Source organism: Capnocytophaga sp. oral taxon 323 (genome assembly GCF_001278825.1).
In the GTDB taxonomy this organism is placed as follows: Bacteria; Bacteroidota; Bacteroidia; order Flavobacteriales; family Flavobacteriaceae; genus Capnocytophaga; species Capnocytophaga ochracea.
In genome coordinates this window covers 2,396,545-2,412,749 of record NZ_CP012589.1, presented here as the reverse complement: position 1 = coordinate 2,412,749, position 16,205 = coordinate 2,396,545, and the positions used below count along the sequence as shown (strand labels likewise).

At 40.3% G+C, this 16,205-nt stretch carries 13 protein-coding genes; 2 read left to right on the top strand and 11 right to left on the bottom strand.

Features of this window, described 5'->3' with window-relative positions; translation table 11 throughout:
* Positions 1 to 37 precede the first annotated feature (37 nt).
* From AM608_RS10455 to AM608_RS10435, 5 genes are all read right to left on the bottom strand, one after another.
* Positions 38 to 961 carry a DUF4300 family protein gene (locus AM608_RS10455; RefSeq protein WP_053581870.1) on the bottom strand — a complete coding sequence of 308 codons (924 nt, stop codon included), beginning with the start codon at positions 959 to 961 and terminating at the stop codon, positions 38 to 40.
* Between the two features lie 4 nt (positions 962 to 965).
* Entirely contained in the window at positions 966 to 1,511 is a 546-nt protein-coding gene (gene fic, locus AM608_RS10450; protein ID WP_053581703.1) for a protein adenylyltransferase Fic, read from the bottom strand.
* Between the two features lie 2 nt (positions 1,512 to 1,513).
* The gene (locus tag AM608_RS10445) at positions 1,514 to 2,041 is read right to left on the bottom strand and encodes a GNAT family N-acetyltransferase (protein ID WP_053581702.1); all 528 of its coding nucleotides are present in this window, start codon (positions 2,039 to 2,041) and stop codon (positions 1,514 to 1,516) included.
* 100 nt (positions 2,042 to 2,141) lie between these two features.
* Complete coding sequence (locus tag AM608_RS10440) at positions 2,142 to 4,610, bottom strand: M1 family metallopeptidase (RefSeq protein ID WP_053581701.1); 2,469 nt, start codon at positions 4,608 to 4,610, stop codon at positions 2,142 to 2,144.
* 99 nt (positions 4,611 to 4,709) lie between these two features.
* Positions 4,710 to 7,109 carry a TonB-dependent receptor domain-containing protein gene (locus tag AM608_RS10435; RefSeq protein WP_053581700.1) on the bottom strand — a complete coding sequence of 800 codons (2,400 nt, stop codon included), beginning with the start codon at positions 7,107 to 7,109 and terminating at the stop codon, positions 4,710 to 4,712.
* 885 nt (positions 7,110 to 7,994) lie between these two features.
* Between AM608_RS10435 and AM608_RS10430 the strand changes: the two genes are divergently transcribed.
* Entirely contained in the window at positions 7,995 to 8,969 is a 975-nt protein-coding gene (locus AM608_RS10430) for a lytic transglycosylase domain-containing protein (RefSeq protein WP_053581699.1), read from the top strand.
* Between the two features lie 15 nt (positions 8,970 to 8,984).
* On the opposite strand, the gene murI is transcribed toward AM608_RS10430, so the two are convergent.
* From murI to AM608_RS10400, 6 genes are all read right to left on the bottom strand, one after another.
* Complete coding sequence (gene murI, locus AM608_RS10425; protein WP_053581698.1) at positions 8,985 to 9,794, bottom strand: glutamate racemase; 810 nt, start codon at positions 9,792 to 9,794, stop codon at positions 8,985 to 8,987.
* Between the two features lie 101 nt (positions 9,795 to 9,895).
* Positions 9,896 to 10,429 carry an OmpH family outer membrane protein gene (locus AM608_RS10420; RefSeq protein ID WP_016479699.1) on the bottom strand — a complete coding sequence of 178 codons (534 nt, stop codon included), beginning with the start codon at positions 10,427 to 10,429 and terminating at the stop codon, positions 9,896 to 9,898.
* Between the two features lie 30 nt (positions 10,430 to 10,459).
* A complete protein-coding gene (locus tag AM608_RS10415; RefSeq protein WP_053581697.1) occupies positions 10,460 to 11,554 on the bottom strand; it encodes an OmpH family outer membrane protein in 1,095 nt (364 codons plus the stop codon).
* Between the two features lie 69 nt (positions 11,555 to 11,623).
* Positions 11,624 to 14,158, bottom strand: a complete 2,535-nt coding sequence (gene bamA, locus AM608_RS10410) for an outer membrane protein assembly factor BamA (RefSeq protein WP_053581696.1) — start codon at positions 14,156 to 14,158, stop codon at positions 11,624 to 11,626.
* A 4-nt stretch (positions 14,159 to 14,162) separates the two neighbouring features.
* Positions 14,163 to 14,885 carry an isoprenyl transferase gene (locus AM608_RS10405; RefSeq protein ID WP_009411260.1) on the bottom strand — a complete coding sequence of 241 codons (723 nt, stop codon included), beginning with the start codon at positions 14,883 to 14,885 and terminating at the stop codon, positions 14,163 to 14,165.
* A 15-nt stretch (positions 14,886 to 14,900) separates the two neighbouring features.
* The gene (locus AM608_RS10400; RefSeq protein ID WP_034554165.1) at positions 14,901 to 15,596 is read right to left on the bottom strand and encodes a DUF6089 family protein; all 696 of its coding nucleotides are present in this window, start codon (positions 15,594 to 15,596) and stop codon (positions 14,901 to 14,903) included.
* 298 nt (positions 15,597 to 15,894) lie between these two features.
* Between AM608_RS10400 and AM608_RS11900 the strand changes: the two genes are divergently transcribed.
* Positions 15,895 to 16,041, top strand: coding sequence for a hypothetical protein (locus tag AM608_RS11900; RefSeq protein WP_371179191.1), 147 nt, complete (start codon positions 15,895 to 15,897; stop codon positions 16,039 to 16,041).
* The last annotated feature ends 164 nt before the right edge of the window (positions 16,042 to 16,205 follow it).

Here is a 16,205-nt window from a genome sequence, read left to right as displayed (position 1 = left end):
AAAGATAGAAATTAATTGACAAATGACAATTATCTTCTTACAATCGCTGTTCTTTTTTATATGGATTGGGGCGATAGCCGTCCATTAGCACATCGTTTTCCATTATAAACGGAATAGCATTAGGTTGCTCCCACTCTACATCATATCGGTTCATTAAATAATCACTGAGCTGGGTGCGATTCTCTAGTTTTATTACCTGATAGGGTTCTTGAAAAGCGAGTTTTTCTATAAAGAGCAACTTGCCATCAAAAGGTACTAATACCCCTACGTGTCCTACAAAAAGAGTGTTCTCCTCTGGGGTGATTTGGGAATGGAAGACTGCCGAGATAAGCGATGCCTTAGTAGGGTCGTTTTTATAACGGAAATTGATTCCGCGCTCTTTCCACGCTTGTTGCATCACCCGCAAATGGGTGTTTATATCTTTGGTATTAGTAGTGGGCACCTCAGTAAAGAGGGTAAAAAAGTTATTTTCTTCCTCTGGGGTAAAGAACTTCTTAGGAGTATTGTGCAAGGATTCACGGTCTATAAAAAGCACCTCGTCTTCCTCTTTGCTAGCAAACTTTTTATCCGTAGGGAAAGAAATTAAATCACGCAAGAGGGTGAAAGAGGTAAGACGACAGTTATAGCCTTGAAACATAGGGTATTTAGCCGTCCAAATGCTTTGTATAGCAACCTCATCATACTTAGGTAGCAAGCTGTCAATAGTGACAAATCCTTTGGGTACTAAGCCTGCTTTATCGCCTACGGTTTGGTTGAAAAGGGCTACACTCTCCAAAAAAGAGGCTACATTTTGCTCAGCTATTCCCGCTGCTATAAGGGCTTTTTGCACTTCATCTTGGGTAGCGGTATCTACTAAATTAGAATAGGTTAGCGAAACACTCGTTTTTTCAGTTGTTGCTTTCTTCTGTTGGCAAGAAATTGTTACCAAAGAAAGAGTAGTTATCAATAGAAGTCTTTTCATTGTTTTAGTCATTACTTTCATAATAATAAGATTGTTCTATACCTTTAAAAATTACTTCACGGTCGTTTACTTTATCAGTAAGGGCAGGTTGCAACAAAAAGCGCAATTCTAAATCGTTGATAGGGCTACGCTCCATTGCTTGGAGGTAAGGAGCTTTATCTATCAGTTGCCAATTCACTACTTTGCCTAAGCGTTTTTTGAGTATCAAGTCGAGCCATATACGAGTAGCACGTGCATTGCCTTCCATAAAAGGGTGGGCAATATTCATCTCTACGTATTTGGCTACAATTTCTTCAAAAGTATTTTCAGGCATTTGGTCTATTACGGGTAGGATAGCGTGCAAAAATATCGCATTGGCAAACTTAAAACCGCCCTTGCTGATGTTTAGCCGACGTATCTCACCTGCAAAATCGTAAAGCCCCTCAAAAAGATAGCGATGTATCTCGCATAATCCTTTAGTGGTACCTACTTCTATCTGCTCTATAATCCCACTCTCAAAAAGATGATAGGCATTTTGCAAACTTTGTGCGTCGATTTCTTGAGTATTCATCTTCAATTTTCTCTGTTTAATGTATATACTAAGCTTGTATGTCTCTCTCCTATAAGTGGAAATAAGAAATCTTCAATGGTATGATGGTAACGGAACCCACATTTTTCAAGTACTCGCTGTGAGGCAATATTTTCCTCGTATGCACCTGCCCATAGCTGGGTAAGATGCAACTCTTCAAAAGCATATTGTATTACCCTTAGGGTAGCTTCAGTAACATAACCCTTGCCCCAAAAGTCTTCTCCAAGCCAATATCCTATTTCAGCTTCACTTTCGCTTATAGGAAGATTGCTCTCTCCTTGTAAAAGCAAGCCTATACTTCCTATGGGAATGTTGTTTGCTAAACAAATAGCAAAACTATGAGGCTTGCTAAGGACAACCTCAATAATCTCTCGGCTCTCTTCTACACTTTTGTGAGGTAGCCAACCGCACATCTTGCCTATAATAGGATTATGAGCTTGTGTGTATAAGGCTTCGGCATCTGTTGTTTTCCAAGGACGAAGCAAAAGACGTGTTGTGTGAAGTGTTTCCATAAACTTAAATATTATAGACACACTTTGCCAAAGGTACGAGCCGCACAGGCAAATAACTTGGCAAAGTTTATCATTAACCACTAATCATTAACCACTAACACTACTTAAACATTTCTTTAATCTCTTCCAACATCTTAATCTGTTTTTTTACCGATTCAGTTTGGTTTAAGCCGCGTTTGATAGTGATTCCCTCGTCCAATACGTTTTTGAGCATCTCTTTAGCAGCAGGGTTCTCCATATCTTTAGCGATTTCTTTGAGTGATTCAGCCAATAGCTCCACGTGTGAAGTATTGTCTAAGTGCATTGCCCACTCATAGCCTTTTTTGAAGTTGACAGCTGTGTCAGGATTGTCTTTTTCAAAGAAAGGATAGTATATAAAATAAGGAAGTATCGCAGGGAGATACTGCTCCATTTGGTTGTCTACAATTACTCCTGATAATCCCGCTAATTGGTCGGTATCAAAGTCTTTAACACTTCCTTTTTCAAGTATACTCTTAGCGCGTGCAGGATCTGTACGAGCTATCCCATTGATAGCAGCATTCTTGATAGCCCCCGAAGGAGTTCCAAGGTATTTTTCAAATAAAGAAACGTATTTGTTTTTGTATTTTGAGGTAGCTAATACCCATATCGCTGCCGATTTAGCCAAGTTCTTAGGGTCAGAAGACGCAATCTTTTCTACCATTGCCATTTCTTTGGCATTCAGTTCATAATTAGCGAGTTTTTGCAATGCTTGTATGCGCACTTGGAAAAAGGGGTCTTTAAGAGCAGCAAGCAAAATATCTTTGCCGTCAGGAGCCATTGGGGCACTTACCGCTTGCATTCTGCTCTTGAGCGATTTAGCGCGTTGCATTTGGTACAAATACTCTGCCCACGTTTTTTGATATTGCTCATCTATCAGCACCACACCTTCGGGGTTCATATCTATCAACTCTGGGGCTTTCTTCATTGCGAAAGTAAAAGTATTTTCTTTACGAGCATCTACCCAAACACTATGACGCTCTGCCTTGCCATTTCTGTAAATATCTATATCCAACGGAAACTGAAACAAGAGGTCTTCGCTTTGTGTTTGAATGATTTTTAAGGTCAATTTACCATTGCTAAACGTCTTTTCTACATTCACAGTAGGATTACCATTACCAAAGTACCATTGGTTAAAGAACCAGTTCAAGTCTTTACCGCTCACTTTTTCTAACGAAAGACGTAATTGGTGAGCTTCCCCCGTGCCGTATTCATTCGTTTTCAGGTAATCGGTAAGCCCTGCAAAAAAAGCCTCATCACCAAGATAATTGCGCAACATATGCAAGATAGCCCCGCCTTTGTTGTAAGATACCAAATCGAACATATCCTCACGTGAATCATAGCCAAAGCGCACCAAATCTTTTGCAAAATCATTGACGCGGTGTTGGTATTGAAGGGTGTTATTGCTAAGGTGGTATTCTGCGGCATCTTTGCCGTATTTGTGTAGCAACCACAAGTATTCGCTGTAGTTAGCAAACGACTCGTTTACGGTGAGATTCGACCAGCTTTCGGTAGTTACCAAATCGCCAAACCAGTGGTGTGCCAATTCGTGTGCGATAATAGGCTCCCAATAGTTTTGGTCAGCCAAAGCTTCTGCGCTCTGATAAGCACTCTCGGCGTGGCTTACAGCCGTAGTGTTTTCCATTGCTCCACTCACAAAATCGCGTACTACCATTTGGGCGTATTTAGCCCACGGATAGTCATAGCCGAAACGCTCAGAGAAGAACGTAATCATCTCGGAAGTATTTCCAAATATCTGTTTTGCAACAGGCTCATATTCCTTTTCTACATAGTATTCAATAGGCACCTTACCGCGCCAAGGCGTATCTTTTACTACGGCAAACTCTCCTGCCCCCATAAAGAAAAGATAAGGTGCGTGAGGCTTGTCCATCACCCAATAATCGGTGCGCATATTGCCTTTCTTATCACTGCTTTTTAGCACCCCGTTAGAGAGGGTAACAAAGCTATCGGGCACTGTCATTTCTATTTCTTGAGTAGTCTTTTGGTTGGGCTTGTCGATGGTAGGAAACCAGCACGAAGAGCCTTCCGTTTCACCCTGCGTCCATACTTGGCGCATAGGCTTGTCGGCTTCTCCGTTAGGGTTGATAAAGTAAAGCCCTTTGGCATCGGTAATCGCACGACTGCCCTTATCGGTTACCTTTTCAGGCTGTGCCGTATAGCGAATGTACACGGTATAGGTCTCCCCTTTTTGGTAAGTTTTGTTGAGTTTTATTCTCAACATATCATTCTTATAGCTATAAGAAAGAGGCTTTTGCTTGCCGTCCTGTTCCAAAGCCACCTTGTGGATAAGCATAGCCTTTGCATCGAGGATAAGGCTATCGGTAGCATAGAAATAAGGAGAAGCAGTAAGCCATTCTTCGCCGTTGAGTGTTTGGTTAGTGAAGTTAAAATCTACCTTCAATTTCGTGTGCTTTAAGGCAGTTTTCTTCTCAGGAGTAGCACGATAGACGCTTCGCCCCGAAGTATCCGTCTGTGCAAAAGTGTAGCCCGAAAGTAACAGGGCAATAATAGTAAAAAGTGTTTTTTTCATTAGCTTATTTTATTGCCTTGAAAAATATATTTCCAAGGGATAATTTCAAATGCAAAGATATAGCTTTTTGCCATTATAGCGAAATAAAACACCGAAAAATCACAACCGTTGTACCTCTTCCAGTTCATTTACGTGTGCCTCTTTAGCTTTTCCAAATTGGTAAGTGAGGTTCAGTCTAAGCTGTCGGCTTTCGCTATTGCCGTAAGCATAAAGGTCTAAGTTAGGCAAATGGCTCTCGCTGTCCCAACGTTGGGTGTGGAAAATATCGGTAAAACTAAAGGTAGCCGTAAGACGATTATTTAAGAAAAGGCGTTGCAAACCGAGGTCTATACCTCCTGACGATTTAGCTGTCTCGTTGATGCCTGCTAATCTGCGCGAATTGTAAACTGCCGTGAGTTCGCCTTTCAGTTGCCAAGGCAAGCGAAAGTAATTTTGCATCGTTAGGCTGTACTGCCAACGATTGAGGTGTAACTCAGTGCCTTCCAACACAGTGCCCTTGTTCTCTATATAACTGAGGTTAGGGGTAATAGTCGTCTGACAGCCGTTGCCCCAGTTGAGTTCTTGATAAAGCGAAAAAAGTAAATGGTGCTGGCTACCTATGTTCTGAGGGATAGAAATAATCTTATTTTGCTGAAAAGGTTCACTAATACTGCTAAAAAAATCAGTAGAATAGCTGTAAGCCATTGTAAAAGATGTCTTTTTATACGAAGCCGAAAGAGTGAGTTTTTGTATCTTCTCAGGGGCTAAAAACGGATTCCCTTTCCAATACGATAATTCGTCTAAGAGGTATTCAAACGGATTGAGATTCTGGTATTCAGGTCGGTTGATACGCGTGCTATAACCTGCAAATAGTTGTAGGTCATCGTTGCATTGGTATTGCAAACTCAGGGTAGAAAAGAAATTGGTATAGTGCTTTTTGTGTTCTTGTTGGCTATTTGCACTGCCCGCAACGGGCAATAGCACTCCCTTAGAAAAAGTGGTCTCGTTGCGCACACCCACCTCAGCATTCAAGCGTTCGGTAATAGGGTAGTGATACTGGGCATATACGGCAAAAATACGCTCTTTGAAGTCGAAAGCATTGGAGCGGTTTACATCTATGATATTGTGGGTTGGCAAGTGCTTGAAGAAATGAAAACTATTATCCGAAAATACTTGTGAATATTTAGCACCTGCTGTAAGACTGCCTCCCCATAACGGTAGCTCCGAACGAAAAGAAGTAGCGAAGATATGTATCTTACGGTCGTTTTCGGAGAGGTACATCTCGTGAGAAAGTATAGTACCCTCAGGCGAACGGTAAGTGTTGGGTTGCCAATTGCCCGAGCCCCCATCAAAGAAAGCGTAATCTATGTCCAACTGATAGCGTTCGTTATCCGAAGGAGTAAACGTGTAGTAAACATTGGCACTGTATCGATTGGCTTTTTGCATAAAGTAATCGTTATAGCCCGATAGCGTCTTTTCCAATACATTAGCAGTATTGAAAAAACGGGTAGTCGTGCTGGTAGTTCCTTTACCAAATAGGGTGTTGGCAGAGAGTTGCACCCCTAAAATATGTTGTTCATCGGGCAAATAGTCATAGCCAATATGCCCTGCAATCGTTTTGCGCTTTTCGGTATCATCGGTAGGACTTTCGTAGCGCAAGCCATTTTGTAGGCGCTCACTGCCGTAATCCATTGCGTAATGCCCCAACTGATGATTATAACCCAAACGCAAAATACCCTTCTTCACGCTGTGTTGCAATTGGAGTTCTGTGTTCTGTCGCAGATTCCACCAATACGACACCCCGTTATTTAAAGAGAAGAACGTGCCTTCCACCGTCTTTTTGTCTAATACTATATTCACCGCTCCTGCTCCTCCCTGTGCCTCATATTCGGCTGGCGGATTAAGTAATAATTCCGTTTTCTTGATTTGCGCCATTGGAATAGATTTCAGGTAGTTCGCCAAATCGTCGGGCTGCATATAAGTAGGCTTCCCATTGATGAGCACCAACACATTGCTTTTTCCGCCAATGCTCAGGTGATTTTGGTTGTCTACCACCACATTGGGCGTACTTTTCAGTGCATCAAGTGCCGTACCCGAGGAGTGTGTTAGGCTGTTTTTAGGTGAAAACACTATCTTGCCTTGCTCCATATACACAGCAGCTTTCTTCTGAGGAGCTGTAAGTACTACTTCTTCCAAATCTACCGCAGTGCTCAGGGCAATAGCAAGCATATCAATATTCTTGTCTAACAGAAAAGGCTCTCCCGTATACGACAAATAATCACCCGTACTTTCAATATAAATGCGCAACTTTCGAGGAGGAGAAGTAAAGCTAAAGAGTCCGTTAGCTCCCGTAAGAGGTTCGCTTACAATAAGGTTCGTATCAGCATTTAATACTTTAATAGCTACTTTGGGAATTCCCTCAAGCGAAGCGTTATGGACGAAGCCTTTTACAGTGTATTGTGCTTGAGCAGAAAGGGTAAGTTCACAAAAAAGAGCAAGAAAGAAAATAAAACTTTTCATTAAAATATTGTTTATGGCGAATAATGGTGCAAATGTAAAATAAAAAACACACTCCATAAAAAGAATTAACTTATTTTATTGTTTTACTTTAACAAAGTTTCTCATTCGTCCTTCGTCCCTCATCATTCGTCATTTCTCCTCTTTTCCCTCGCCACACTCCCCCTTTTCTGTCATACTCCCCCCTATTACCTATGCCCTAAGACTCCAACACCACCCCATTTTCTCATTTTCAAATTTGCTAATTCTCTAATTTCTCTTCCCCTTTTTCCGTCGCTACATTCCCCCTTTGGAGGTAGCCAGCGACAGCTGGGTATGTGTAAAGGGGGGTGTTTCCCCTAGTGCCTATGGCCTAAGGCCTATCACCTCTTCCTCTTTCTTTCGCCTCGAAACCCCGTTTTTACCGTTTTTTACATTGTTGTATTATATTATTAATCAATTATTTATACACCCTTTCTATACCAATCGTCCAAGATTCGTATAAGCTTCCTATAAGCTCTCTATAAGCTAACCCCACCCATCTAATAGCCTTTTTTCACCAAAATTCCTCTTAACCTTCTTCCGAATCTCTCCGATATCTTCCGAAAGTTCAGAACTTCTTTAAGATTCTCCAAAAACTCCGGCGAATCTCTCTCCCCATTTCACAAGGCGTAGACTTGATTTTGTTTAAAATTTGTTTAATTTCTGAGGCACAGCCTCATTCCTCTAACTCAACCTCGCACCTCATTTCCTAATTTGCTAATTTGCTCATTTGCTAATTTGCTCATTTGCTAATTTTCTCATTTGCTAATTTTCTCATTTGCTAATTTTCTAATTTTCTCATTTCTAACATTACTTGGTATTAAAGAATTATTTACTATCTTTGCCCCAATCTATACAAAAGAAAAAATGATGAAAAGAACGATACAATATTTGCTCACAGGTGGAGGAGTAGTTTTGCTCTCTGGTTTTTTGGTCAATGCAATGTCAGTTAAAAAAGAAGAAAACAATATCTACGAACAAGCAGAAGCCGAAGCAGCCCAGAACCCTCTTTCAGCTCAAGAAACTCATCATAAAAGTGATTTCTCTAATGATTACAGAGTTTTTGCCATCGATTTACCCGAAAAATTAGACTTTGCTGGCGAAAGAGTACCTTTGGAAGACCCCGATGTACACGAGCGCTTAGACCGAGAGCTTATCGTAAATACCTATTGGCAATCCAATACTTTGTTGGTACTCAAGCGTGCTAATAAGTACTTCCCTATCATCGAACCTATCCTCAAACGCAATAATATCCCCGATGATTTCAAATATTTAGCCATCATAGAAAGCGGACTCACCAATGCGGTATCACCCTCTGGCGCAAGTGGCTTTTGGCAACTTATGAAACCCGCCGCTCAAGAATACGGCTTAGAAGTAACCGACCAAGTAGACGAGCGTTATCACATAGAAAAAGCTACCCAAGCTGCCTGCGATTATTTAAACAAAGCCAAGCGCAGTACAGGTTCGTGGACGATGGCTGCCGCTGCTTATAATGCCGGTATCTCAGGAATGAATAAGCAAACTTCTTTTCAAGAAACTAATAATTATTATGATTTATGGCTAAGCTCCGAAACTTCACGCTATGTTTTTCGTATTTTAGCCCTAAAAGAGATAATGAAGCACCCTAAGAAGTACGGCTTCATCTTCGAGAAGAAACATTTGTATAACGAACTGCCCACTTACAATGTAATGGTAGATTCTACCATTGAAAATCTCACCCAATTCGCCAAGAGCCAGAACATCACTTATAAAGACCTAAAACTATACAATCCTTGGCTACGCGATAAAAGGCTAGATAATATAGATGGTAAAGCGTATTATATCAGGATTCCCAAGAAATAGTTTTAAGAATAAATATCAGAAAGTAGAAATTTTCAAGTGTTCGACATTCTTGGGCGCAAACTGTTGCAATACTTCTACCTTGCCATTAGCAAGCCAAAGGTGTTGTGCCTCTGCAGTAGCATCATCATTCAGTAAATGATGTTGAGAAAGTATATTGCGCGTTTGTTTAGCTACCGCATACCCCGAATCTATTACCTTTATGTGTGGGGGAATGAGCTCTTGTATTTGTGGTAACAAATAAGGGTAATGAGTGCAACCTAACACCAAATAATCAATCCCTTCGGCAACCATAGGTAAGAGGTATTTGCGTAATAATAGCGTCATTTCAGGACTCTTTATACGTCCCGCTTCTATAAGGTCTACTAGTCCCTCCCCTACTTGCTCTATAATTTCCACTTGCTCTTCCTGTTTAAGGTGCTCACTGGTTTTAGCAAAAAGGTCGCTGGCAAGTGTACTGCGGGTTGCTAATACCCCTATTTTCTTAGTAACACTCTGCAAACTCGCAGGTTTTATAGCAGGTTCTATCCCTATAAAAGGTACTTCTTTATATTTATTCCTCAAATACGATATAGCATTGGTAGTACCCGTATTGCACGCTACTACTATAATTTTTGCATTATTTTCTAACAGAAAACGCGTATTGGCATCGCATAATGCAATGATTTCCTCCTTAGTCTTCTCACCATAAGGAGCATTTCTATTATCTGCTATAAACAGGGTATTCTCATTAGGCATTAGCGCGTTTACTTCTTTCCAGATAGTAGTTCCCCCTACTCCAGAGTCAAACAAACCAATAGGTGCTGTGCGTGATGTTGAGTGAGTCATTTTAAAATAAGGTTCTTTTCAGTTGCAAAAATAAAAAAAAGTGTTCACTTAGCGAACACTTTTCATAAGAAAAAATATCTAATAATTTAAAAATCTACGAACTAAAATCCTAAGTCCTTTTTAACTGTACTGTAAAGGTCATCTCCTGTAGCTACAATCACGCTTGAGCCTGCACTTGAATCCAATACGTACTGAAGTCCTCTTTGCTTAGCAATTTTCTCAATAGAGCTTTTTACCTTTTTAAGCAATGGCTCTACCAATTCTTGTTGCTTTTTCTGTAAATTCTCAGCAGCAGTTTGTTGTGTTTTACGGATATTTTCTTCCATAGTTTTAATTTCCTCTGATTTTTTGAGGAATTCTGCTTCACGAGCTTTAAGTTGTGCCTCTGTAAGAGCAGCAGCTTCATTCTGATACTTTTGAGCCTTAGCTTGCAATTCTTTAATAGCTGCTTGAATATCGTTCATATATCCTTGCTCCATTTTCTTTAATTGTGACTCTATTGATTTTCTTTCAGGCATTTCTTCTAAAAGTTTTTGCACATCAATATGAGCGATTTTCACTTGTGCAGTAAGCATTGTAGTAGCTCCTAAGAATAGAGCCAATGCAATCATCAACGTTCTAATGTTTCTCATCATCTGTTTGTAATATTAGTTATTTAAAAATTTTTACTGATTTGTTGTAGGCGTTTGTGTTCTTGCCTCTTGTTGTTTTTTAAGGCGCTCGGCTTGTTCTTTTTCACGTTGCACCCTTTGCTCTTCAAGTTTTTTTTGGCGTTCAGCTATTTCCTTCTCACGCTGTTCTTTCTGTTCTTGTAACTTCTGTTGGCGTTCGGCTTGCTCTTTGTCGCGTTGTGCCTTTATAGAATCGCGCTGTTGTTGGAACTTCTGCTGGCGCTCAGCTTGCTCTTTCTCGCGTTGTGCTTTAAGAGCATCGCGCTCTTGTTGGAACTTCTGTACACGTTCAGCTTGTTCTTTTTCGCGTTGCGCTTTAAGGGCGTCTCGTTCTTGTTGGAACTTCTGCTGACGCTCGGCTTGCTCTTTCTCGCGTTTTGCTTTGAGCTGTTCGCGCTGTTGCTTCATTTCTTCAGTTTTGCGCAAACGTTCTTGTTCGTATTGTACTCGGCGTTGCTCACGTGCTTTTTCAGCTTCTTTACGTTTCTTAACGCGTTCTTCTACAAACTCAAAATCATAGCTTTCTTTTAAGAGCTGAGCCATATCTTTGTTTCTATCTTCGGCATTGTCTTTCTTCTTCAAGGCACGAAGCACTACTTTACTCAAGTTATGTTGCTCATTAGAGAATAACATAGTGGCGTCACTCTTTTCAAAGATAAAGTCGTATTTACGCATCTTGCCTATCTCTTGCACTATATTGAACACTTGGTCTTGGATAGGCTTAGCAAGCATAAACTTTTGGGTGATATACTCTCCTTCCTTAGCATCAAACTTCTGCTGTTTATAGGCATTCAGGTTGTATTCTAACAGAGCTATTTCTTCTTCTTTATCTTTGATAAGCTCGGGAGTAAGTAAAGCTTTCTCAGCTTCTAACTTATCTTTTTCAGCCTTTATCTTTTCTTGGCGTTTGGCTATTTCAGCCTCCCATTGCTCTACTTGTAAGGCAAACTGCTGGCTTGCTACTTTATAATCTTCGAGGTGTGATAATATGTAATCCATATCCACATAGCCAATACGAGATGGCTTTTGTGCATAAGTAAAACAGGCACTACACAATAGTACTATAAATAACGCTTGTAGTTTGTTCATAACATTTATCAAATGTATATACTACTTTTTAGCCTTCTCTTTCCATAAAAGAAAATATCGTGCCAAAAATTAGAATTGTTGTCCAAAAATAAAGTGTGTTTGCCAGCCACTGCGGTTATTGCTATTGGCAGGGTTATCGAAACCATACCCAAAGTCAATACCCAGCATACCGAACTGTGGCATAAAGAGTCGCAATCCTAAACCTGCTGAACGCTTAATCTGGAAAGGATTAAAGTTCTCTAATCCATTGTGTACATTACCTCCTTCGGCAAATACTAAGCCATAGATAGAAGCCATTGGTTTAAGAGTAATAGGATAACGCAATTCCAGAGAGAACTTGTTAAACACAGTCTCGCCATCATCGGCGGAAAGGGCATAGTTTTCATACCCGCGCATTTGTATGTTTTCACGTCCGTCCATAGAGTAATAGCCTAAACCATCGCCTCCCATAAAGAAACGTTCAAAAGGTACTATACCGCGTTTGCTGTTATAAGCTCCCAAATAACCAAAATCAGCACCAAACTTTAATACAAATTTACTGTAAATATTGGTATACCAAGCTGAGGTAAACTTAAGCTTATAAAACTCTAACCAGTGAAAACGCTCTTGGTCTATCTGTGCTATTCTTTCAGAATCGCCGTTATTAGATGCTGTTTCACGTTCTTCTAGCAGTTTGCCATAATCTATCTTATTGAACAATGAGTAAGGAGGGGTAAGCTTCGCACTAATGGTAAAGCTACTTCCTGACATTGGATAGATAGGGTTAGGACCACTTGAGTTACGCGATAGCGAAATAGTATAAGCTAATGAATTAGAGTTACCATCTTTAAAAGTAAAGAGTCCTAAATTAGGATAATTCTTCAAATCATAATGCTGATAGCTTAAAGTATGAGCGATTTGAAAATAATCATCGGGGACTCTTAAACGTTTGGCTAAACCTACGCTTATTCCTGTGATATACACGCGTTTACTCTTATCTACATCATAGCTCCTGTAACTATACCCGAACTGTTCGGTTCTACTGAATGACACTGAGAACTGCACAGGCTGTTTACCTCCCATCCAAGGCTCGGTGAATGAAAACCCATAAGTGCGGTAGTATCTACTTATTTGGAAACTGAGTGATAGTGCTTGACCGTCGCCCATAGGCACTGGGCGATAGGCTTTGGGATTGAACAAGTTGCGAATAGAAAAGTTATTGAATGAAAGAGCAAGTGTACCTATGAATGAGCCTCCACCATACCCTCCTTGCAACTGTACTTGGCTTGAACCTGTTTCGGTGAGTTTATATTCTATATCTACAGTTCCTGCATTAGGGTCGGCATTTTTAAACTCTGGATTGATGTTTTGAGCATCGAATAGTTGCAACTGTCCTAACTCACGAACGGTACGCACTACGGCATCTTTGCTATATAGATAACCAGGACGTGTGCGCAACTCGCGATAAATTACATAGTCGTTAGTCTTTTCGTTACCTGTTACTGATATTTTATTAAAATAAGCAGGTTTGCCTTCTACCACGCGTATTTCGAAATTGATAGTATCATTTACTACTGAGGTTTCTACAGGGTGTATTTGCGAGAAGAGATAACCACTATTTTGATATAAGTTGGTTATATCTTCGGCATCGGGTTTGGTATTGTCTTGAATGCGTTTTTTGAGCAATACTCCGTTATATACATCGCCTTTTTTGATACCCAATACTTGATTGAGCACACGGTCGTTATAGACTGAGTTTCCTAAGAAGCGGATATCACCGAAATAATAACGCTTCCCTTCTTCTACTGCTATTTTAAGACTTACGTTACCGTCCTTATTTTTAATAAGCGTATCGTTTACCACACGAGCATCGCGATAGCCTTTTTCCTTATAGAAATCTACGAGGTTTGTTAAATCTTCGTCGTAGTCTTTCTTAACATATTTGGAGCGTTTCCAGAAACGACCGAAACGCACTTGTTTTGTCTTTTTGAGCTTCTTGCGCAACTTGGCTGAGGTGAATTGCTGATTGCCTTCAAAAGTAATTTTATCGATTTTTACCTTATTACCTCTATCGATGTGAATGAGCATATCTACACCATTGGCATCGGTAGTATCTATTTTGGTATCGATAGTTACTTTGGTATTGAGATAACCATCTTTTCGATATTTATTAGTGATATAGTTTTTAGTATTAGCAATAAGGCTTTCGTTTACCTTTATTCCTTTTTTAATTTCGGCATCTTTAAGGAGGGTTTCTGCTTTTTTCTGTCCGATACCTGTTACTTTTACATCGACTAATGAAGGTGTTTCTTTGATAGCTAACTCTAAGAATACGGTATCACCTTCTACGCGCTTGATATAAATATTAATATCGCTAAACAACTTATAGCCCCATAGCTTATGAATGATGGAGCTGAATTTTTCACTGGGGATTTCGATTACATCACCTACTTTCAAACCCGAAGTAGTGAGGATAGTTTGTTCGTTATAACGTTTTGCGCCAGTAACTTCAATGCCACCAATTGTATATTTTCTTCCTTTTCCTAATGATATTCTATCTTCTTCTTGTGCACTTACAAGGCTTACAAAAGCCAAGAAAGCAAGCAATAAAATTTTTTTCAGCATAGTTTTACGTAAGTTGTTCGCTTGTTTTTCCAAATCGTCTTTCTCTATTTTGATAGTTTGATAGGGCTTCTTCTAAGTGTTTTTTTGTGAAGTCAGGCCATAATACTTCAGTAAAATAGAGTTCGGCATAGGCTATTTGCCATAATAAAAAATTGCTGATGCGCTCCTCACCGCTGGTGCGGATAAGTAAGTCTACATCGGGTAAGTCGTAGGTGTATAGGTGTTTTTGTAGTGTTGTTTCGGTAATTGTATTAGCAATAAGTGTGCCTTCTTTTACTTTTGCTGCAATTTCTTTTATAGCAGTTAGGATTTCTTCACGTGCTCCATAGTTGAGGGCTAAGGTAAGGGTAAGCCCTGTATTGTTTTTGAGTTTATCGATAGAAGCAAGTAGGGCTTCGCGTGGTTTAGGAGGGAAACGGTCTAAATTGCCAATGGTTTTGAGTCTTACATTATTTTTGTGCAAATTATCAACTTCCTTTTTTAGGAACTTTACCAATAGCTCCATTAGGGCTTTTACTTCTAAGGCGGGTCGTTTCCAATTTTCGGTAGAAAAGGCAAAAAGGGTGAGGTATGGAATACGGTGTTCCACACAATATTCCACTACTTGTCGCACAGTTTGCACTCCTTTTTCGTGACCATAGGCTCTGAGCAAGCCTTGTTTTTTTGCCCAACGCCCATTACCGTCCATTATAATAGCCAGATGCTTTGGATAGTTCGTAATCTCCATTGGTTTTAAGTGAAATTATCTACAATAGCAAGGCCATTCGCCGAAGGTGTAGGTAAGGGTAAGACCTGAGAAGGCGTACCAGTCGTAACTTCTTCCTATGTTACCGAATGTAAAGGATTTTCTTTCGGGCGCACTACCATCGACGTTGTTAGTAAGGGCAAAACGGAAAGCTACTTCACCTCCTAAAACAAGCCTTCGAGTGATTTTGGCTTTAAAACCGAAAGCTACGGGCACAGCCACATCGAAGTCGCGACGTGTAGTATCGGTAGCTTCAACGGGTTTGGGAGAGGAGGGGTCGAAGTACAAATCGTCGTGCCAAAGCCCAGCTATACCTACGAACACATAGGGGGTCATAGGCATATCGAGCAAATTGCCTATTCTGTAGCTAAAGAAATTGAACTCGGTGCCTACTGCCAAATCGGTAATATCACTTGAATAAGCGAACCCTCGGTTGCGTTTACCAGGGATATCGGACTGGACGTCGTTAGCTCTAAGTTCGGACTTAGTAACCTGCACACGAACTGCCATACGTTCGTGGAAATTCCATTTATATATCCCACCAAAAGCGATTTTGTTAGGATATAAATAATAGGTTCTACCAACATCTGAAATGGGGTTGCTTCCACCTAAGAAAACACCGATTTCGTGTTGCTGTGCCGATGCCATATGCATCGCCAATAGTATCAATGTAATGTGTATAAATCTGTACATACGCTATTCTATGCAAGGCGCAAATATACGTGTTTTATATGAAATAACATTTATTATTTCCTATTTTTTTATTTTGGATTTTTTAATTAGCTGTTAAAATTCTTTATATATCATTGATTATTAGCACGATATAAGTATATTTATTTTTATAAAGAATTATAAGTTATCGGGGTAATTTGTGAAAAGTGGGTAGATGAAAGGTGCTTGTGAGGAGGGAGCGAGAAGTACCTTGTGGTTGCTCTGTGAGACATCTGATGGACCTTTAATAAACCTTAAACGAAACTACAGTGGACTTATAGTGGCTCTACAGTGGCTCTACAGTGGCTCTACAGTGGCTCTACAGTGGCTCTACAGTGGCTCTACAGTGGCTCTACAGTGGCTCTACAGTGGCTCTACAGTGGCTCTACAGTGGCTCTACAGTGGCTCTACAGTGGCTCTACAGTGAAGACTAACCGAAGATTAATGGAATACTAACTGAATAGTGATTGGACTTATAGTGCTGCTATCTGCTCATATCACTGGTTCTACTGGCTAGACTTGTCGGGCATAAAATAAGTGACGTGAGCTCGACGTAAAATAGCGAACGAATACTCGGAGTGGGGTATGCGA